Raw genomic sequence first — 18,775 nt, 5'->3', positions numbered from 1 at the left:
GGGGCGGCCCGGCCCCGGGGGGGGGGGGGGGGGGGGGGGGGGGGGGGGGGGGGGGGGGGGGGGGCGGGGGGGGGGGGCGAGGGGGGTTAGAGGGTGCAGTTGATGAGGACTGGTTCGGGGTGCAGGGTCACGCCCAGGCGGGCGTGGACCTCGTCGCGGATGGTGCTGGCGAGCGTGAGCAGGTCGGTGGTGCTGGCAGTGCCGCTGCGGTTGGTGAGGGCGAGGGTGTGCTTGCTGGAGATGGCGACGCCACCCGGGCCGGGATGCCCCTTGGCGAAGCCCGCCTTGTCGATCAGCCAGGCGGCGCTGATCTTGACCAGGCCGTCCGCTCCGGGCCACGCGGGCGGGTCGCCCAGCTCGGCGGAGCGTTCCAGGAGTTGTTCGTACGTCGCCCGGTCGAGGACCGGGTTGGTGAAGAAGGAGCCGACGGAGCGGGTGTCCGGATCGGCCGCGTCGAGCACCATGCCCTTGCCGGCGCGCAGCCGCAGCACCGCCGCGCGCGCGTCGGCCAGCGGCACCTGCTCGCCCACCTCGACGCCGAGCGCCCGGGCCAGTTCGGCGTAGCGCACCGGGCCGGAGAGCGGCGAACGGGTGAGCCGGAAGTCGACCGAGAGCACGATCCAGCGGTCCTGGTACTTGAAGATGCTGCCTCGGTAGGCGAACCCGCAGTCGGCCGCCGGGATCGTCTGCCGGGTGCCGTCGAGGCGGTCGTACACCTCGACGCCGGTGATCGTCTCGGCGACCTCCTGGCCGTACGCGCCGACGTTCTGGATCGGGGTGGCACCGGTGGAGCCGGGGATGCCGGAGAGGCATTCCAGGCCGGCCCAGCCGTTACGGACCGTGGCGGCGACCAGGTCGTCCCACGGCTCGCCGGCCTCGACACGTACGGTGACGGACTCGGCGTCCTGGGCGAGGACCCGCAGGCCGCGCGAGCGCACCAGCACGACCGTGCCGGGGAAGCCAGTGTCGCTGATCACCACGTTGCTGCCGCCGGCCAGGACGAGGATCGGCTCGTCCGTGGCCCGTACCGCCTGGATGATCTCGTCGGCGCTGGTCGCGGCCATGATCCGCCCGGCCGGTCCGCCCATCCGTAGCGTGGTGTAGCTGGCCAGTGGACCAGGGATGGCACGATCGGCTTCGGTTGTCGGCTGGGCGTAGGCGTCTGACACGTCTTTCACCTTAGGCTGATGGGCAGCCGCGGCACCTACTGGTGGCCCGGCACCCCCGGGAGGATGGCGATGAGCAGAGTGCAGGGCAGCAAGGATTTCTGGATTGGGGCACTCCGGACCGAGGGTCCGGCATTCGCCGCGGCGGTTGCCGAGGCACCGCCGGAGACACCCGTGCTGTCCTGTCCCGGCTGGACAGTCAATGATCTCACCCTGCACCTCGCGGGCCTCTACCACTGGGTTTATTCGTTCGCCGGGTCCGGGAGCACGGACGCGCCGCCGCGCCGGGACGCGTCCGCGATGCCGTCCGGGGTGAGCCCGCTCCAGCTCTGGCAGCAGGGGTACGACCGGTTGATGACCCTGTTCGACGGGCTCGACCCGGAGGCGCCGGCCTGGAACTGGGCTCCGCAGCCGAAGAGGGCCGGTTTCTGGCCGCGCCGGATGGCACACGAGACGGCGGTGCACCGCTGGGACGCCCAACTCGCCATCGCGGCCGGTGAGCCGGTCGAGGCCAAGCTCGCCGCCGACGGGGTGAGCGAGGTGCTGGACACCTGGTTGCCCGCCGGTCGGCGGCAGTCGAAGGGCGACTGGCACGGGGTGGTCCAGATCGCGGCGACCGACGCGGACCAGGAGTGGTATCTGCGGCTGCGCGGCGAGGGGGTGGCGCTGCTCGACACGGCGACCATCTTCGACCACGACGACCACCATGCCCGCGCGCAGGTCAGCGGCACCGCGAGCGATCTGCTGCTGGCGCTCTGGGGGCGGGTCAGCTTCGAGACCCTCGACATCACGGGCGACCGTGCGTTGCTCGACGGCCTGCGTACCGGCTGATCTCGCGCCACCGCACGTCACGAGGGCGTCACCCCGGCGGGGGTGACGCCCTCGTCACATAGGCGGAGACAGATTCGAGAGAGCGCTCTCTTGACAGGGTGCGGGGAAGCAACCACCCTGGCGTGAGAGCGCTCTCTTGGCCTTCTACCACCACCTCACGTTGAGAGAGGTCCATACGATGGCTGTCCTTCCGCGCCGCCGCCTCGCCGCGGTGGCCCTCGCCGCCACGACCGCCCTGCTCGTCACCGCCGGTTGCGGCGGCGGCGGCGACGCCGAGGCGGACGGGCCGATCACGCTGACCGTCGACGTCTTCGGCCAGTTCGGCTACGACCAGCTCTACCAGGAGTACATGGCCGCGCACCCCGACGTGAAGATCGTCGAGCGGGGCACCGGCGGCAACCTCGACGAGTACTCACCGAAGCTGACCCAGTGGCTCGCCGCCGGCCGGGGCGCCGGCGACATCGTGGCCATCGAGGAAGGCCTGCTCGTTGAGTACAAGGCGAATCCGAACAACTTCGTCAACCTGCTCGACCACGGCGCCGCCGATCTCAAGGGCAACTTCCTGGAGTGGAAGTGGAACGCCGGCCTGACCGCCGACGGCAAGCAGCTCATCGGCCTCGGCACCGACGTCGGCGGCATCGCCATGTGCTACCGCACGGACCTCTTCAAAAAGGCCGGCCTGCCCACCGAGCGGGACGAGGTGTCGAAGCTCTGGCCCACGTGGCAGGACTACATCGCCACCGGGGAGAAGTTCGTCGCGGCCAAGACCGGGGCGTCCTTCCTCGACGCGGCCACCAACACCTTCAACACGATCCTGTTGCAGACCGCCGGCAACAGCACCGGCTACAGCTACTACGACACCAGCGAGAAACTGGTCGTCGACAGCAACCCGGCCGTACGCCAGGCCTGGGACACCACCATGGACATCATCGACTCGGGCCTCTCCGGCAGGTACGGCTCGTGGTCCGAGGAGTGGGTGTCCGCCTTCAAGCAGACGAAGTTCGCCACGATCGCCTGCCCCGCGTGGATGACCGGGGTCATCGAGGGCAACGCCGGCCCGGCCGCCAAGGGCAAGTGGGACATCGCCCGGGTGCCCGGCAACGGCGGCAACTGGGGTGGATCGCACCTCGCCGTGCCGAAGCAGAGCAAGCACCAGGCCGAGGCCATCGAGCTGGCCAAGTTCCTGACCAGCGCCAAGGGTCAGATCGGCGCGTTCAAGGCCAAGGGGCCGCTGCCGTCGTCGCCGCAGGCCCTCGACGATCCGGCGATCACCCAGTCGACCAACGCGTACTTCTCCGACGCGCCCGTCGGGACCATCTTCGGCACCGGCGCCAAGAGCCTGAAGCCGGTCTACATGGGTCCCAAGAACCAGGCCGTGCGTACCGAGGTGGAGAACGCCGTACGGACCGTGGAACTGGGCCAGCGCAGCCCCGCGCAGGGATGGACGGACGCGGTGACCAACGCGAAGAAGGCCGCCGCCAAGTAGCCCGAGCCAACGTGCGGGCGGGCTCCGGAAGCCGGGGCACCGCCCGCACGACGGAAAGGAGTACCCGGGCATGTCCGTCCAGCTCGACGCCCGCCCGCCGGTCGCACCGGTAACCGGGTCCACCCGCCGGTCGTCGGGTCGACTCAGCCACCTCGACACCCGCTACTCGCCGTACCTCTACATCGCCCCGTTCTTCCTGCTCTTCGCGGTGTTCGGGGTCTATCCGCTGGCGTACACCTTCTGGGTCTCGCTGCACGACTGGGACCTGCTCGGTACCGACCACCCGTTCGTCGGCGCGGAGAACTACACCCGGCTACTCGCCGACGTGGACTTCTGGCACGCGCTGGTCAACACGCTGGGCATCTTCGTGATCTCGACCGTGCCGCAGCTGCTCGCCGCGTTGTGGCTGGCCAACCTGCTGAACCGGGGGCTGCGAGCGCGTACGGGCTGGCGGATGGCGGTGCTCGTCCCCAATGTCACCTCCACGGCCGCCGTGGCGATCGTCTTCGGGGTGCTCTTCTCCCGTGACTTCGGGATGGTCAACTGGCTGCTCGACCTTGTCGGGTTGGACGCGATCGAATGGAAGTCCAACCGGATCGCGTCCTGGGTGGCGATCTCCGCCATGGTCGACTGGAGGTGGACCGGCTACAACGCGCTGATTCTCCTGGCCGCGATGCAGGCCATCCCTCGGGACCTGTACGAGGCGGCGGCGATCGACGGCGCGAACCGGGCCCGGCAGTTCTGGTCGGTCACCGTGCCGCTGCTCAAACCGACGATCATCTTCTGCACCATCATCGCCACCATCGGCGGTCTCCAACTCTTCACCGAGCCCCGAATGTTCCACTCCGGCACCAACCCGATCCGCGGCGGACCGCTGCGCGAGTCGCAGACCCTGACCATGTACATGTTCGAGAACGCGTTCGCGCCGCACTACAACTTCGGGTACGGCTCGGCGGTGGCGTGGCTGCTCTTCGCGCTGATCGCGGTCGTCGCGGCCGTCAACGTGCTGGTCCTGCGCCGTCTCGGCGGCACAGCCGGCACCGGCAGGAAGGGCACCCGATGAGTCGGCTCTGGCGGACCAGCCCGCTCACCTATTTCGCCCTGGTGGCCGCAGCCGCCCTGTCGATCTTCCCGATCTGGTGGATGTTCGTCGTCGCCAGCCGCACCAGCGACGCCATGGGCCAACTGCCGCCACCGATCACACCGGGCAACAACCTGGGCGCCAACATCTCCCGACTGTTCGACAACACCGACGCATACTTCCTGACCGGGTTGATCAACTCGGTGATCGTGGCGACCACGGTCACCGTCTCGGTGGTGTTCTTCTCCAGCCTGGCCGGGTTCGCCTTCGCGAAGCTGCGCTTCCGGGGCCGCAACGCGCTGCTGCTGGTGATCATCGCGACCATGATGGTGCCGACACAGCTCGGCGTGATCCCGCTCTACCTACTCATGACGAAGTTGCAGTGGAACGACCGGCTGCCCGCGGTGATCGTCCCGGTGCTGGTCACCGGATTCGGCGTCTTCATGATGCGGCAGTACGCCGGCCAGGCCATCAGCGACGAGTTGATCGAGGCCGCCCGGATGGACGGCTGCGGCACCGCGCGGATCTGGTGGCACGTCGTGCTGCCGGCGCTGCGCCCGGCCGCCGCCGTGCTCGGCCTGCTCACGTTCATGACCACCTGGAACGACTTTCTGTGGCCGTACGCTGTGCTGAACGACCCGGCGAACCCGACCGTTCAGCTCTCCCTGCGAGCGCTGTCCGACGGGTACTACCAGGACATGTCGCAGGTGTTCACCGGGACGGCCATCGCGACGCTGCCCCTGTTGTTGGTCTTCGTGCTGTTCGGCCGCCAGATCATCGGCGGGATCATGGAAGGTGCGGTCAAGGCGTGAACGAGATCCGATTTCCCGAACACTTCCTCTGGGGTGCGGCCACCGCCGCGTACCAGATCGAGGGCGCGGCCCGCGACGACGGTCGCGGTCCGTCCATCTGGGACACCTTCTGCCGTACGCCGGGAAAGGTCTACCAGGGCCACACCGGTGACGTCGCCTGCGACCACTACCACCGGTACGCCGACGACGTGGCGCTGATGGCGGAGCTGGGCCTGGCGGCGTACCGGTTCTCGGTCGCCTGGCCTCGGATCCAGCCCGACGGCAGCGGCCCGGTCAACCCGCGCGGGCTGGACTTCTACGACCGCCTCACCGACACGCTGCTCGCCCGGGGCATCGACCCGATCGTCACCCTCTACCACTGGGACCTGCCGCAGAGCCTGGGTGACCGCGGCGGCTGGACCAACCGGGAGACGGCCGAGCACTTCGCCACGTACGCCACCGCCGTCCACGCCCGCCTCGGCGACCGGATCGACACCTGGACGACGCTCAACGAGCCGTGGTGCTCGGCCTACCTCGGGTACGCCAACGGAGTGCACGCCCCAGGCGAGCAGGACGGGGCGGCGGCCTTCAGCGCCGTACACCATCTGCTGTTGGGGCACGGCCTGGCCGCGCGGGCGCTGCGCGCGGCCGGCGCGCGCAGCGTCGGCATCACCATCAACCCCGCCGATGTACGACCGGCCGACCCGCAGAGCGCGGCCGACGCCGCCGCCGTCCGCCTGGTCGACGGCCTGCACAACCGGATCTTCCTGGACCCGCTGCTGGCCGGCGGCTACCCCGACGACGTTCGCGAGCACGTGGCGCGCATCGTCGAACCGACGTTCATCCAGGACGGCGACGAGAAGCTGATCGCCGCCCCGATCGATCTGCTGGGTATCAACTACTACGCGCCGACCTACGTCGCGGGCCGGCCCGACGGTGGCGGTAACGGCGCGTACCCGGGCACCGAGGGAGCCGTGCACTTCCTGCCGCCCAGCGGACCCCTCACCGACATGGGCTGGATGATCGAGCCGTCCGGGCTGACCCGGCTGCTGGAGCGGATCGCCGCCGACTACCCCGGCGTGCCACTGCTGATCACCGAGAACGGCGCGGCGTTCCCCGACAAGGCGGGCGCCGACTCGTCCGGAGAGCTGGGGCAGGTGATCGACAACGACCGGGTCGCCTACCTCGACGGGCACCTGCGGGCCGCCCACGAGGCGATCTCCCGGGGCGTTGATCTGCGCGGGTATCTCGTATGGTCATTGTTGGACAACTTCGAGTGGGCGGAGGGTTACCGCAAGCGGTTCGGGATCGTGCACGTCGACTACCTGACCCAGCGGCGCACACCGAAGGCCAGCGCCCGGTGGTACCAGGAGGTGATCTCCCGGAACGGGCTGTGACGAGCGGGGGACAGTCACGATGACGACGGCGCAGCGGCCGACGCTGGAGGCGGTGGCGGCTCGGGCCGGGGTGTCCAGAGCCACCGTCTCCCGGGTGGTCAACGGCTCCACCACCGTCGCCGAGCCGATCCGGGAGGCCGTCAAGCGGGCCGTCGACGAGCTGGGGTACGTGCCCAACCTCGCCGCCCGCAGCCTCGTCACCCAGCGCACCGACTCGATCGCCCTGGTCATGCCGGAGGCGGCCACCCGGGTCTTCTCCGACGACCAGGTGTTCCCCGGCATCATCCGCGGGGTCAGTCAGGAGCTGGAGGCCGCCGACAAGCAGTTGGTGCTGATGCTGGCCGGCTCACCGGCCGGGCACCAGCGGGTCGAGCGGTACACGACCGGTCGCCACGTCGACGGGGTGCTCTTCGCCTCGCTGCACGGCGCCGACCCGCTGCCCGGCACGCTCGCCCGCCTCGGCATTCCCGTGGTGGTCAGCGGTCGGCCGCTCGGCGACGTACCGGTGCCGTATGTGGACGTCGACCACGTCGGCGGGGTGACCGCCGCCGTCCGACACATGATCGACAGCGGTCGGCGGCGGATCGCCACCATCGCCGGGCCGCAGGACATGGTCGCCGGCATCGAACGGCTGAACGGCTACCGGGAGGCGGTCACCGCCGCCGGACTACCCGAGCTGGTCGCCGTCGGCGACTTCACCCGGGAATCCGGCGCGGCGGCGATGCACCAGTTGCTCAACGACCATCCCGACCTGGACGGGGTGTTCGCCGCCTCGGACCTGATGGCGCACGCCGCCCTGCGCACACTGCGCGAGGCCGGCCGGCGCGTGCCACAGGACGTGGCGGTGGTCGGCTTCGACGACATCGAGACCGCCGCGTACACCGAGCCACCGCTGACCACCGTCCGGCAACCCATCGTGGAACTCGGCCGACGGATGACCCGGCAACTGCTCCGGCTCTCCGCCGGGGAGACCATCGAACAGGCCGTCATGCTCGACACCGAGCTGATCATCCGCGGGTCGGCCTGACCCGTCCCGCCTCGCTTCAAGATCCGCGCAACTTCACGGAAGTAGTGGTCTCCCGGCGCCGTGAGGCCACTATTTCCGTGAAGTTGTTGCCTGTCACAGCTCCGCCTCGAAGTCCGACGCTTCCGGGCGACCGACGCCAGTCACGTCGACGGCGCGGCGCAGCACCCTACCGATGCCGAGCACGGGGCAGGGGTCGGTTAATCCGTCGCTGCGGCGGGCGATCGTCGTTAGCCTCGCCGGCATGCCGGAACCTGTCGCGCTGCTGCACGTACCCGCTCTCTCCGACGTCGCCGAGTACGCGTACGCGGCGACCGTCGAACCGCCCGCCCGATTGGTGTTCGCCGCCGGCGCCTGCCCGCTGGACACCGAAGGTCGTACCGTCGCCCCGGGTGACCACGCCGCGCAGGCCCGGCAGGTGATGGCGAACCTGGAGACCGCCCTGGGCGCGGCCGGCGCGCGGCTCACCGACGTCGTCAAGACCACCGTGTACGTGGCATCGTCGCGGCAGGCGGACCTGGTGACCGTCTGGGAGGTGGTCCGGGACTTCTTCGGCGACCACGATCCGCCCAGCACCCTGCTGGGTGTGGCCGTGCTCGGCTACACCGACCAGCTCGTCGAGGTCGAGGCCGTCGCCGCCGTACGGACGGGGGCCTGACATGCGTATCCGTGTGGCGCAGCCGGACGACGCCGCCGCCGTGGTGGCCCTACGGGCGATCGTCCACCCGTACCTGGTGCGCGGGGTCGAGTCGACGCGCAAGATGATCGCCGATCCGCCGCCGGTCGACGGCTGGACCGCGCTCGTGGCCGAGGTCGACGGCCAGGTGGTCGGCTGGACGTCCGCCGAGCCCAACACCTCGACCTCGGTGCAGGGCTTCGGCGACGTCAGCATGCTGCACGTGCATCCCGACCACCGCCGCCGGGGCATCGGGACGGAGCTGCTGACCGCCGCGACCGACCACCTCCGCCCGCTCGGGGTTCGTCGCGTACGCGCCACGGCCACGCCGGACTCGCTGCCGTTCGCCCGCCGGCACGGCTTCACGCCCAGCCGCGAGGTGCGTTACTCGGCGCTGGACCTGAACCCGCCGCCCGCCCTGCCCGAGCAACCCCCGGGCGTACGGCTGCGTCCGATCGCGGAGATGGACCCGCACCTGCTCTACGAGGCCGACGTCGCCTCGGCCGTCGACGAACCCGGTGACGTACCCGTCGACGCGGTCAGCTTCGAGAGCTGGCGGTACGACGTGTGGGACAACCTCGGACTGGACAGGTTCGCCAGCACCGCCGCCGAGGTCGACGGCGACGTGGCCGCGTTCAGCCTGGTCAAGCGGGACGGTGAGCGGATGTGGTCGGACTACACCTGCTCCGTCCCGGCGTACCGGGGTCGAGGCCTCGCCCGGCTGGCCAAGACGGCGGCGCTGCACCGGGCCGCCGAGAACGGCGTACGGATCGCGTACACCTCCAACGACGAGTCGAACGCGCCGATGCTGGCGATCAACGCCCGGCTGGGCTACCGCCCGGTGGCGTCCCAGTGGACCTGCCTGGCCGACCTCACCTGACCACGCTGGTCAACTGTCGCTGCGCGGACGCGTCCACTCCAGGAACCGCGCCACGTACACTGCCGGGTCCGGTCGCAGGCCCAGCTTCAGCGCGTCGGCGAACGCCTCCCGCGCGAGCGTGGTCAACATGAGCAGCATCCCGAGTCGATCGCCACGCCAGCGGGCCAGCAGCGACAGCCTCGCAGCCGAACACGGCCAATGGGCACCGCAGCGGGTACAGCGCCAGTGCGGCAGGCCGGCGTGATGCGGGCGCGGTCGCGGGCTCATCGGGCGCACGCGGGCTGACGGTTGTTCAACAGCTGCACGCCTTCGCGCCGCACGTAGAGCTCCCGCCGGGCGACCGCGTCACCGCGCGCGCCCAGCTCGTACGCGTCGAGCCACACCCACCCGTCGTACGTGTCCCACTCCAACTCGCGGATGACCCGCACGGTTATCGGGCGCAGAAACTGCACGCTCGCGGTGGCCGACAGGCGCAGCAGGTCGCCGGCCCGGAATGTCGGTCCTGGTGGTGCGGGCATGTCTCCCCCTCCGATGGGCCGGGAGGGGCCGCCCGTGAGTGCTCCCACGGGACGGCCCCGGGCTGACACCGCCGCCGGGCTACACCTCCACCAGCAATGCCGCTCACCCGATACCCTCGCGAAGAGTGACGGGATCAGTACACGACGTTGGTCTATTCTCAGGGGACGTTCGTGACGTCCATCGTGGAGGCGGGATGAATCACGCACTTCAGGCCGCCATGGTCGAGGCCGGCGAGACAGCCGAGACTTTGGCAGCTCAGACAGGTGTTGATCCCAAGACGGCAGCACGGTGGATAAGCCCGGGACGTGTGCCTCAGCCGCGTCGCCGTGCAAAGCTGGCTTCTCTCCTCGGCAGGGACGTTGCGGACCTATGGCCCGATGTCCTTAAGCGGCGTGAGCCGCAATGGCTGCGGGCATGGGTCGACTGGGAGCGGGAGGCGGTCGCGATTCGCTGGTTCGAGCACACGTGGATACCTGGCCTGTTGCAGACGGAGTCATACGCGCGGGCCACGCTCGCGGGTGAAGCGTTGACGGCGAACGAGGTTGACGACGTCGTTGCATCTCGCATCGACCGGCAGACCATCCTTCGTCGTGAACGTCCGCCGTTGCTGGTGGCGGTCGTCCATGAGCTGGTGCTGCATCAGTCGGCGTACGGCGACAGGTCGCTCATGCGAGAACAGTGCGAACACCTCGCCAAGTGCGCGCAGTTGCCCGCAGTTCAAGTGCTGGTCGTGCCCCGAGACGTCGGGATGTACCCCGGTCTTGGGGGCGGATTCATCGTGGCCGAGTTGCCGAGCGGCGAGCACGTGGCACACGTTGACAGCCAGGCACGTGCGCAGATCGTCAGCGAGGCTGCGGACGTTGCTACGCTCAATCGCAGATGGGAGCGCATCAGGAGCGAGGCTCTGTCCCGTCTCCAGTCCCTAGACCTGATCAGGAAAGCAGCGGGATCATGGACATGACCGGCGCACACTGGCGTAAGAGCACGAAGAGTGGCAACAACGGCGGTTCCTGCGTCGAGGTTGCTGACAACCTGCCGAGCGTCGTCCTCGTCCGAGACACCAAGGACCGCGATGGCGGCACACTCCGGTTCGACCGGCATACCTGGCAGGGCTTTGTCGACTCGGTGAAGAACGCCACCCTCTGAGCGGCCATAACGACAAGACCTTCGGGCAAGCTCGGTGGTCTTTCGCTACTGACGCCGCTTCGCTCTAGGCGCTCCGGGATAGCGTGAGGTCGGTAGCGCTTCCGCGAGACCAGACCGTCGAGTTTCTGAGAGCGCGAGCATGGATGACCTGACCGGCGCCCATTGGCGCAAGAGCACCCGCAGCAGCTCTAACGGCGGCGACTGTGTCGAGGTCGCCGACAACCTTCCGGATGTCATCGCGGTTCGTGACTCGAAGGATCGCGATGGCGGCACCCTCCGGTTCGACCGGCACACCTGGCGGGGCTTCGTCGACCTGGTGAAGACCGCCGCTCTCTGAGCCACCACGTCGGCTAAGCGCTCCTGACGGAATGTTGTGGGGTGGGCGCGATCTTGAAGTAGCGCAGCCTGTCGTCCGAGCGCACCTCGATCACGAACGCACCGGTCATGACGGCACTCATCCCGCCAACCCGTTCTCCGCCAGCCAGCGCGGATCCGGGGCGACCCTCTGCAGCACCTCGATCAGCAGCCCGTCCGGACCCGCCACCTGGAATCGGCGCTGCCCCCACGGCTCGGTCACCAAGGGCATGACCACCGTGAGCCCGGCCGCTGCCAGCCGGGCGTACTCGGTCTCGACGTCGGCCACGAGGAAAGCCAGCAGAGTGCCGGCGATCTCCTTGCCGCGCGTCGCTTCCGGCCAGGACTCGTGATCGCGCTGCACGAAGTCCAGACTCAGGTTGGAATGGTCCGGGTGCTGTGTGTTGACGTACCAACCCAGGTCGATGCCGACCTTGAAGGCGAAGTGGTCGGCGAACCAGGCGGCGCTCTCGGTCGGGTTCTGCGCCGCGACGGCCATGCCGATGAGTGCGAATTGCATGCCTACCCCTTCAAAAGGTTGGACTCGTGGCCCCGGCGCACCGCGTCTGCGGGGTGATCACTTGATGGTGACCAGTTGCCAGAAGCGATTTCGGACTGCTCAGCATCAAGTGATCATGGCATGTGGCCTACGCCGCCTCGAAGACCTCGCGGGCCGTTGCATGGGTGTCCCCGCCGAAGAGCACCAGACGTGCCTCGGTGACCGTGGCCGACGTGGCCGAGCGGAGCACCGAGAGCGCCTGGCGGACGGCGTCGTCGACCGGCCACCCGTAGATCCCGGCGGAGATCAGCGGAAACGCCACGGTGGACGCGCCCAGCTCGTCGGCCACCCGCAGGCTGTTGGCGTAACAGTCGCGCAGCAGCCCCGAGCGGTCCTCGGCGGCCGAGAAGACCGGGCCGACCGTGTGGATGACCCAGCGGGCCGGCAGGTTACCGGCGGTGGTCGCCACCGCCTGCCCGGTGCGCAGCCCCTTGCCGTAGTGGGACGCGCGCAGCGCGCGGCACTCGGCCAGGATGGCTGGTCCGCCACGTCGGTGGATCGCGCCGTCCACCCCGCCGCCGCCGAGCAGGGACGAGTTCGCGGCGTTCACGACGGCGTCGACCTGCTGGCCGGTGATGTCCCCCTCGATCAGGGTGATCTCCACGTCAGCTCTCCTCGATCGTCTGACCCAACGAGCGGCGGGCCAGCAGGGTCGCGCCGGCGACGGCGGCCGGCATGACCAGCACCGCGCCGAGCGGTATGAGAAAGCACAGGAAGACCGCCACACCGAAGCCGAGGGCCATGGGCCGGTCCGCCTTGAGGATGGTCCGGCGTTGTGGCAGCCGCATCCCACGTCGGTAGAAGGGTGCGCCGACCAGCTCGACGGCGAGGAACCAGCCACCCACCGCCGCCCCGATCACCGGTACGACCGTCTGGCCGACCACGGGGATGAAGCCGGCGAGGAAGAGTGGGATGCCGACCAGCGCGGTGAGGGCCACCAGGCGTACGGAGTCGGCGAGGCTGCGGCGCAGCGACGACCAGAACGGCACGTCCACCGCGTCCGGGGTGCCGCCGAGCCGCTCCTCCACCTTCTCGGAGATCTTCTCGTAGAAGGGGTCACCGATGACCAGGGTCACCGCGGTAAAACTGATCACCGCGAGCAGGCCGCCGATCCCCAGGAAGGCCAGCCCGGCGATCACCCGGACCAGGCTGCGGCCGGTGCTCGACCAGTCGTCGGCGAACGGGGTGACCAGGGCGGCGAGGTCGTCCACGAAGTACACGAGGGTGGCGTACACGGCCACGAACAGCACGCCGGAGATCAGCGCCGGCACGATGCCGAGCAGCATCAGCTTCGGGCTGCGGACGTAGAGGCCCAGTCCGCGCAGGAGCAACCTGACCCCGAGGAGGAAGCGTCCGACGGCCCCGGTCACCGGGTTGGCGATTCTGCTGGCGTCCACGATCGAGCAGCCTAACGACAGGTGATCGAATTTGCCGGACGGCGAGCGGCACCGGGCAGGATGGGCGGGTGCGCGCGTCCCGACTGATCTCACTGTTGCTGCTGTTGCAGGCGCGCGGCACGATGACTGCCGGCGAGCTGGCGCGGGAGCTCGAGGTCTCCGAGCGGACCGTCTACCGGGACGTGCTGGCGTTGTCCGCCGCCGGGGTGCCGGTGTACTCCGACCGGGGTCGGGCCGGCGGGTACCGCCTGCTCGGCGGCTACCGGACCCGGTTGACCGGGCTGAACCGCGACGAGGCGGAAGCGCTCTTCCTGGCCGGTCTGCCCGGCCCGGCCGGCGACATGGGACTCGCCGACGCGGTCGCCGCCGCCGAGCTGAAGGTGCTCGCCGCACTGCCACCGGCCCTGCGCGACGCGCCCGTCCGCGCGGGACAGCGGTTCCACCTAGACGTGCCGGGGTGGTTCCGGGAGACGCCACCACCGCCGTGGCTGGCCGAGTTGGCGCGGGCGGTCTGGGGCGACCGGGTGGTGCGGCTGCGCTACCGGCGCGGCGAGGACGAGGTGACCCGGCGGGTGCAGCCGTACGGGCTCGTGCTCAAGAGCGCGACCTGGTATCTGGTCGGCCGGGTCGGCGACGACATGCGCACCTACCGGGTGGACCGGGTGACCGGCGTCGAGGTCGGCGAGGAGTCCTTCGCGCGCAACGAGGGCTTCGACCTGGCCGGGCACTGGCGCGAGCAGGCCGGGTCGTTCCTGCGGACGATGCTGCGGGCCGAGGTCACCGTCCGGTTCAGCCCCGCCGGCCTGCGCCGGCTCCGGCACATGGTCGACGCCCCTCAGGTGTACGACGAGGTAGTCGCCGCCGCCAGCGAACCGGACGGGCAGGGCTGGGTGGTGGCGCGACTGCCCGTGGAATCGGTCGAGGTCGCGTACACCCAGTTGCTGGCGCTGGGCCCGGAGGTGGAGGCGCTCGACCCGCCGGAGCTGCGCGGACGCATGGCGGACGCGGCGCGCCGGGCCGCCGCACGCTACGACGACCCGGCCGTGACAGGTGACGTCAGCGGTAGCCGGTGACGTCGGCCGGCTTACCGGCGTCGACGACCTCGCTGATGTAACGGAACGCCTCCGGCTGGCTGCCGTCGACGTCGGTGAAGCCGTACACCTTCGACAGCGTGCCGGCGTCGACGGACCGGCCGCTCCAGCGGGCCCTGTCCTCGTCGGCGGCGAGCGCGGCCACCGCGCGGCCGACGAAGGCCGGGGTTTCCGAGATGAGAAAGTGCGGGTCGGTGGCGGCGCCGTCGCGCCAGGTCTCCTCGGTCACGCCGAAGTGCTCCAGCATCGCCTCGGAGCGGATCCAGCCGGGAGTGAGCGCCACCGCCGTGCAGCCGTGCGGCTTCAGCTCGTGCGCCTGACTGAAGGCGAGCCGGTTGACCGAGGTCTTGGCCAGGTCGTAGAAGACCGAGAGGCGATAGTTCTCGTCGTTGTACGCCTTGGTGCCGTCGCCGATCTCGACGACCAGGCCACCGGGCTTACGGATCAGCAGCGGCAGCGCGAAGTGGCTGGTGATGATGTGCGTGTCCACGGCCAGCCGCAGGGTGCGGAAACCCTTGTCGAGAGGCTGCTCCCAAACCGGCTTGTCCCAGGTGACGAGCGGGTCGCCGCCCCAGATGTCGTTGACCAGCACGTCGAGACCGCCCTGCTCGGCGTCGATCCGGGCGACCAGGTCGCGGACCTGCTCCGGTACGAGGTGGTCGACCTGCACGGCGATGCCGGTGCCGCCGGCCGCGGTGACCAGCTCGGCGGTCTCCTCGATGGTCTCCGGTCGGTCCATCTCCGAACGGCCGGCGCGGCTGCTGCGACCGGTGGCGTACACGGTGGCGCCGGCGGCACCCAACTGGACCGCGATCTGTCGTCCGGCGCCCCGTGTGGCTCCGGCGACGAGCGCGACCTTTCCTGCGAGCGGTGGTGTCATGCCTGCGAGGCTGCCAGCGATACCTGACAGCCGCCGTCCGAATTTGTCAATCCACCAGTCTGACGCGGACCCGCCGGTTGGCCCGGCCCTTGCTCTCCACCTTGACCACCTGCACCTTGCCGATCTGGGCGGTGGACGCGACGTGGGTGCCACCGTCGGCCTGGACGTCCAGACCGACGATGTCGACGATCCGCACCTCCTGCTCGTCGGGCGGGATGAGGTTGGACTGGGTGCGGATGATGTCCGGCAGGGCCAACGCCTCGGTACGCGGCAGCACCCGGGTGGCGACCGAGCGGTCGGCGGCCACCTCGGCGTTGACCAGTTCCTCGATGCGGGCCTTGAAGTCCGGCGGCACCTCGGGAAGGTTGAAGTCCATCCTGGCCTCGCCCGGTTCCATCGAGTTGCCGGTCACCAGCGCGCCGAAGTCGCGGAACACCACACCGCAGAGCACGTGCAGCCCGGAGTGCGTACGCATCAGACGGGTGCGGCGCTCGTCCTCCACCGCGCCGACGACCTCGGTGCCGACCGGCGGCAACGGGTCACCCTCGGCGGGGATCAGGTAGGGCTCGTCGCCCTTGCGCGTGCCGACGATCCGGGTCTGCACGCCCTGCCAGAGCAGCACCCCGTGGTCCGGTGGTTGGCCGCCGCCGCCCGGGTAGAACGCCGAGCGGTCGAGCACGATGCCCTGCTCCGGGTCGGCGTGCAGGACCGTGCAGGTCCACTCGCGCAGGGTCGGGTCGGCGAGATCCAGCCGGTGCGTCCGGCCATGTTGTGTGACGCCCATGACAGGGCACGTTACTCGTTGAGAAAGCCGGAAATGCGCCCCCGCAGGTCGGCGCGTTCCGACCAGAGAACGCCCGGTCGGTCGTACACGTGCAGAGTGGCCTGGGGCAACGCGGCCGCGAGCTGCTCGGCGACCTCGACCGGGTGCAGGTCGTCGCCCGCGCAGCCGATCACCAGAGCCGGCGCGGTGACTGCCGCCAGGGCGGTCGCGTCGGTCAGCGGCACCTGCCCCGCCAGGGTGGCCAGGTCGTCGGCCAGGCCGTCGCGGAGCAGTTGGTCGAGCCGCTGCCGCAGGTACGCCCATCCGGCCGGCGTGTTGCGGACCGCCGCCGGCAGTTCCAGCGAGACGACATCGGCGACGGCGGAGGCGTCACCGCTCCCGACGGCCTCCAACAGCGCGTTGACACGTTCCCAGGCGACCGGAGCACGCAGCTCGTCGAGCACCGCCGGCAGGAAGAAGACCAGCTTCTCGAAGCGCTCCGGGCTCTCGGCGAGCAGGCGGCAGAGCGCGCCCGCGCCGAGGCTCGCTCCGAACGCCCGGCTGGCACCGCCGAGATCGGCGATGGCCCGCAGATCGCGGGCCAGGTCGAGGTAGGTCCACGGGCCGGCCGGCGACTCCGAGCGACCGTGCCCCCGGAACTGGAAGAACAGCCGACGACCGGCCACCCCGCTGCCGAACGGTCGCGTGGTGGCGATCCCGTTGCCCAGCCCGTGGGCAAAGACTGTCACCGGATCACCGACACCGGTGACCAGGCGTTCGAGCTGCACGCCGTGCGGCGTGGCGACCAGTTCGGTCTCCGGGTCCGGAATCGCGGGCCGCCCGGTGCGCGGCCCGCCCGGGCCCGGACCCCAGGTACGGGGACCGCTGTCCGGTGGAGGAGGCCAGCGAAAACCTCTCACCAGAACCCTTTGCCGTCGCTGAGATCGCGGAGACCGACCCGCACGTCGAGCAGGTAGATGAGCGCGGCGGCGATGCCGATCAGTCCGAAGAGGCTGATCGGACCACGGCTGAGCAGGATCAGCACGAGGCAGACCGCCAGAATGGCGATCCAGCCGCCCTTGGGAAGCGTCCCGATGGCGGAGAAGGCGTCGGAGCGCTGCGTGATGGCATGCACCAACGCGACACCCTGAATGATCAACGCGAAGACGAGCAGAATCAGCTCGATCACGTAGCGGACTTCGAACGCGAAGATCGGCGCGGCGGTGGCCATGCCGGCAAGTTTATGTCGGCGACCCCGACTACGTCCGTCAAGGACGCCGTCGGGATCGCCGACAGGACGAACTACTCGGCCGCCGGGCGGCTCTGCTTGGTGGCCCGGGGCAGCTTGGCCGACGGGGTCTCGGCCGGCTTCAGGGCCTTCGCCCGGGCGGCCTTCTTGACGGCGGCCGGCTTGGCCTCGGCGATCTCGGCGACCTCGGCCGGGCTCGGCACCTCCGCCGGGGCCGACGTCGCGGCCTGGGTCGTCGACGCGGCCTGAGTCGTCGTCGCGGCCTGAGTCGTCGCGGTCGTCGCCTCGGTGGCCTCGATGTCCGCGTTGACCGTCTCGGCGGCCTCAATCACGCCGGCGCCGACGACCCGCTCGCCACGAGCCACCAGCGCGCCGTACGCGGCGAACGCCCGCCCCTGGGCCGCCTGCGCCGCGGTCACCACCACGGCCGCATTGCGGGTGGCGGCGGCACGAAGCTTGTCCATGTCGGCGACCTCGCGCAGCTTGGCCAGGTCGGCCGACTCGCGCAGCTTGGCCAGGTCCAGCTCGGCCTGCGCGCGGTCGCGCAGGGTGCCTGCGGTCTCGTTGGCCGTACGCAGGGTCTCGGTGGCCTTCTGACGCAGCTCGAAGCCGGTCAGAACCGCCCGGCCACCCAGGTCGGCGACGACCCGGGTGCCGTGCACACCGACCGCCGCGGGCAGCTTGCGGAGCTGCTCGAGAGCCAGCTCGGCCGCACCGGCGGCGGCGTAGATCGGAGCGGGGATGCGGTTGGTCTTCGGCTCGGTCATGACGTCTCCTCCTCGGCCGTCTCGGCGGCCTTCTTCTTCTCGGGGGTGTTGCTCGGGGCGGGTGCGAGCTTTTCGGGGGTGCTGCTCGGGGCGGGTGCCGGGCCTGCCTCGGTGACGGCGACCGATTCGAGCACGGCCTCGGTCGGGGTGCCGCCCGCGGTGGTGGGACCGGTCGCTGCCAGGTTGGCCACGTCGGCGGGCGCGTCGGCGACGTCGGTCGGGGTGGTCGGCTCGGTCGCGGCCTGGGTGGTCGTCCCGGTCGCGCCCTGGGTGGTCGTCCCGGTCGCGCCCTGGGTGGTCGTCCCGGTCGCGGCCTGGGCCTCGGACAGTCGGGCGTTCTCCCGGCGGAACGTCTCGTAGATCTGGCTGAGCGACTGCTTCTGGGCCATCGTCAGGTCGGGGTCCACCGCAATGGCGGCGAGCACGCCGTGGCCTTCCTTGTCGTCGAGCAGCCCAGCCCGCAGGTACATCGCCGGAGTCGACACCCGCAGCGCGCTGGCCAGCTGCTGGAGCACCTCGGCGCTGGGCTTGCGCAGACCGCGCTCGATCTGACTGAGGTACGGGTTGCTGACCCCCGCCTGCTCGGCAAGCTGGCGCAGGGAGATCTTGGCGTTGCGGCGCAGATCGCGGATGAACCCGCCAACGTCGGGAAGGTCCTTTGGTGTCGCCATGCCGCCGACGCTAGACCGACCTGCTAACTCCTGCAAGCAAAATGCTA

Annotated in this window: 24 protein-coding genes and 1 pseudogene; 12 read left to right on the top strand and 13 right to left on the bottom strand. The window is 70.2% G+C overall.

What is annotated here, in order from left to right:
• Nucleotides 1-86: 86 nt before the first annotated feature.
• The gene (locus ABZV06_RS22355; RefSeq protein WP_355623822.1) at nt 87-1,169 is read right to left on the bottom strand and encodes a UDP-N-acetylmuramate dehydrogenase; all 1,083 of its coding nucleotides are present in this window, start codon (nt 1,167-1,169) and stop codon (nt 87-89) included.
• Nucleotides 1,170-1,238: 69 nt separating this feature from the next.
• Between ABZV06_RS22355 and ABZV06_RS22350 the strand changes: the two genes are divergently transcribed.
• From ABZV06_RS22350 to ABZV06_RS22325, 6 genes are all read left to right on the top strand, one after another.
• A complete protein-coding gene (locus ABZV06_RS22350; protein WP_355242691.1) occupies nt 1,239-1,997 on the top strand; it encodes a maleylpyruvate isomerase family mycothiol-dependent enzyme in 759 nt (252 codons plus the stop codon).
• A 178-nt stretch (nt 1,998-2,175) separates the two neighbouring features.
• The gene (locus ABZV06_RS22345; protein ID WP_355242688.1) at nt 2,176-3,483 is read left to right on the top strand and encodes an extracellular solute-binding protein; all 1,308 of its coding nucleotides are present in this window, start codon (nt 2,176-2,178) and stop codon (nt 3,481-3,483) included.
• A 70-nt stretch (nt 3,484-3,553) separates the two neighbouring features.
• A complete protein-coding gene (locus ABZV06_RS22340; RefSeq protein WP_355623819.1) occupies nt 3,554-4,546 on the top strand; it encodes a sugar ABC transporter permease in 993 nt (330 codons plus the stop codon).
• Entirely contained in the window at nt 4,543-5,376 is an 834-nt protein-coding gene (locus tag ABZV06_RS22335; RefSeq protein ID WP_355623816.1) for a carbohydrate ABC transporter permease, read from the top strand. The genes ABZV06_RS22340 and ABZV06_RS22335 overlap by 4 nt, the downstream gene beginning before the upstream one ends.
• Nucleotides 5,373-6,752, top strand: a complete 1,380-nt coding sequence (locus ABZV06_RS22330; protein WP_355623813.1) for a GH1 family beta-glucosidase — start codon at nt 5,373-5,375, stop codon at nt 6,750-6,752. The genes ABZV06_RS22335 and ABZV06_RS22330 overlap by 4 nt, the downstream gene beginning before the upstream one ends.
• Before the next feature lie 19 nt (nt 6,753-6,771).
• On the top strand, nt 6,772-7,779 hold the full coding sequence (locus tag ABZV06_RS22325) for a LacI family DNA-binding transcriptional regulator (protein ID WP_355623810.1): 1,008 nt from the start codon (nt 6,772-6,774) through the stop codon (nt 7,777-7,779).
• Nucleotides 7,780-7,872: 93 nt separating this feature from the next.
• Here ABZV06_RS22325 and ABZV06_RS22320 read toward each other — a convergent pair whose 3' ends face one another.
• Nucleotides 7,873-8,022 (bottom strand): hypothetical protein, encoded by a 150-nt coding sequence (locus tag ABZV06_RS22320; RefSeq protein WP_355623807.1) that lies wholly within the window; start codon nt 8,020-8,022, stop codon nt 7,873-7,875.
• Between ABZV06_RS22320 and ABZV06_RS22315 the strand changes: the two genes are divergently transcribed.
• Both ABZV06_RS22315 and ABZV06_RS22310 read left to right on the top strand, forming a co-directional pair.
• Nucleotides 8,021-8,434: a RidA family protein gene (locus ABZV06_RS22315; RefSeq protein ID WP_355242674.1), complete on the top strand. Its 414-nt coding sequence runs from the start codon at nt 8,021-8,023 to the stop codon at nt 8,432-8,434. The two genes, ABZV06_RS22320 and ABZV06_RS22315, sit on opposite strands and share 2 nt — an antisense overlap.
• A 1-nt stretch (nt 8,435) precedes the next feature.
• The gene (locus ABZV06_RS22310; protein ID WP_355242671.1) at nt 8,436-9,332 is read left to right on the top strand and encodes a GNAT family N-acetyltransferase; all 897 of its coding nucleotides are present in this window, start codon (nt 8,436-8,438) and stop codon (nt 9,330-9,332) included.
• A gap of 9 nt (nt 9,333-9,341) precedes the next feature.
• On the opposite strand, the gene ABZV06_RS22305 is transcribed toward ABZV06_RS22310, so the two are convergent.
• Nucleotides 9,342-9,470 (bottom strand): hypothetical protein, encoded by a 129-nt coding sequence (locus tag ABZV06_RS22305; RefSeq protein ID WP_355242668.1) that lies wholly within the window; start codon nt 9,468-9,470, stop codon nt 9,342-9,344.
• Between the two features lie 125 nt (nt 9,471-9,595).
• Nucleotides 9,596-9,850 carry a hypothetical protein gene (locus ABZV06_RS22300; RefSeq protein WP_355242665.1) on the bottom strand — a complete coding sequence of 85 codons (255 nt, stop codon included), beginning with the start codon at nt 9,848-9,850 and terminating at the stop codon, nt 9,596-9,598.
• 194 nt (nt 9,851-10,044) lie between these two features.
• Here ABZV06_RS22300 and ABZV06_RS22295 point away from each other — a divergent pair, with 194 nt between their 5' ends.
• The 3 genes from ABZV06_RS22295 (at nt 10,045) to ABZV06_RS22285 (ending at nt 11,334) form a co-directional block, all read left to right on the top strand.
• Nucleotides 10,045-10,812, top strand: coding sequence for a helix-turn-helix transcriptional regulator (locus tag ABZV06_RS22295; RefSeq protein ID WP_355242663.1), 768 nt, complete (start codon nt 10,045-10,047; stop codon nt 10,810-10,812).
• Entirely contained in the window at nt 10,809-10,997 is a 189-nt protein-coding gene (locus ABZV06_RS22290) for a DUF397 domain-containing protein (protein WP_355242710.1), read from the top strand. Before ABZV06_RS22295 ends, ABZV06_RS22290 begins: the two co-directional genes overlap by 4 nt.
• Before the next feature lie 148 nt (nt 10,998-11,145).
• Nucleotides 11,146-11,334, top strand: coding sequence for a DUF397 domain-containing protein (locus tag ABZV06_RS22285; protein ID WP_355242707.1), 189 nt, complete (start codon nt 11,146-11,148; stop codon nt 11,332-11,334).
• Between the two features lie 117 nt (nt 11,335-11,451).
• On the opposite strand, the gene ABZV06_RS22280 is transcribed toward ABZV06_RS22285, so the two are convergent.
• The 3 genes from ABZV06_RS22280 to ABZV06_RS22270 all read right to left on the bottom strand — a co-directional run bounded on the left by ABZV06_RS22280 (nt 11,452) and on the right by ABZV06_RS22270 (nt 13,307).
• Complete coding sequence (locus ABZV06_RS22280) at nt 11,452-11,871, bottom strand: VOC family protein (RefSeq protein ID WP_355242660.1); 420 nt, start codon at nt 11,869-11,871, stop codon at nt 11,452-11,454.
• Between the two features lie 127 nt (nt 11,872-11,998).
• On the bottom strand, nt 11,999-12,514 hold the full coding sequence (locus tag ABZV06_RS22275) for an O-acetyl-ADP-ribose deacetylase (protein ID WP_355623804.1): 516 nt from the start codon (nt 12,512-12,514) through the stop codon (nt 11,999-12,001).
• A 1-nt stretch (nt 12,515) separates the two neighbouring features.
• On the bottom strand, nt 12,516-13,307 hold the full coding sequence (locus ABZV06_RS22270; protein WP_355242654.1) for an EI24 domain-containing protein: 792 nt from the start codon (nt 13,305-13,307) through the stop codon (nt 12,516-12,518).
• A 68-nt stretch (nt 13,308-13,375) separates the two neighbouring features.
• Between ABZV06_RS22270 and ABZV06_RS22265 the strand changes: the two genes are divergently transcribed.
• Nucleotides 13,376-14,380, top strand: a complete 1,005-nt coding sequence (locus ABZV06_RS22265; protein WP_355623801.1) for a YafY family protein — start codon at nt 13,376-13,378, stop codon at nt 14,378-14,380.
• Here the strand turns inward: ABZV06_RS22265 and ABZV06_RS22260 are convergent.
• From ABZV06_RS22260 to ABZV06_RS22235, 6 genes and pseudogenes are all read right to left on the bottom strand, one after another.
• Nucleotides 14,364-15,278, bottom strand: coding sequence for an SDR family oxidoreductase (locus ABZV06_RS22260; RefSeq protein WP_355242648.1), 915 nt, complete (start codon nt 15,276-15,278; stop codon nt 14,364-14,366). The two genes, ABZV06_RS22265 and ABZV06_RS22260, sit on opposite strands and share 17 nt — an antisense overlap.
• A 46-nt stretch (nt 15,279-15,324) precedes the next feature.
• Nucleotides 15,325-16,062, bottom strand: coding sequence for an alanyl-tRNA editing protein (locus ABZV06_RS22255; RefSeq protein WP_355242645.1), 738 nt, complete (start codon nt 16,060-16,062; stop codon nt 15,325-15,327).
• An 11-nt stretch (nt 16,063-16,073) separates the two neighbouring features.
• Nucleotides 16,074-16,961, bottom strand: coding sequence for an alpha/beta hydrolase (locus tag ABZV06_RS22250; protein WP_355623798.1), 888 nt, complete (start codon nt 16,959-16,961; stop codon nt 16,074-16,076).
• Nucleotides 16,958-17,272: a DUF2516 family protein gene (locus ABZV06_RS22245; protein ID WP_234582317.1), complete on the bottom strand. Its 315-nt coding sequence runs from the start codon at nt 17,270-17,272 to the stop codon at nt 16,958-16,960. Before ABZV06_RS22245 ends, ABZV06_RS22250 begins: the two co-directional genes overlap by 4 nt.
• Nucleotides 17,273-17,343: 71 nt before the next feature.
• Nucleotides 17,344-18,057, bottom strand: a complete 714-nt coding sequence (locus tag ABZV06_RS22240; protein WP_355623795.1) for a hypothetical protein — start codon at nt 18,055-18,057, stop codon at nt 17,344-17,346.
• A gap of 140 nt (nt 18,058-18,197) precedes the next feature.
• Nucleotides 18,198-18,728, bottom strand: a pseudogene (locus ABZV06_RS22235) (helix-turn-helix transcriptional regulator); the annotation flags it as partial.
• Nucleotides 18,729-18,775: the final 47 nt, after the last annotated feature.

The sequence above is a fragment of the Micromonospora sp. NPDC005172 genome, from assembly GCF_040608555.1.
Taxonomy (GTDB): Bacteria; Actinomycetota; Actinomycetes; order Mycobacteriales; family Micromonosporaceae; genus Micromonospora.
This window is presented reverse-complemented; position numbering and strand designations above follow the sequence as displayed.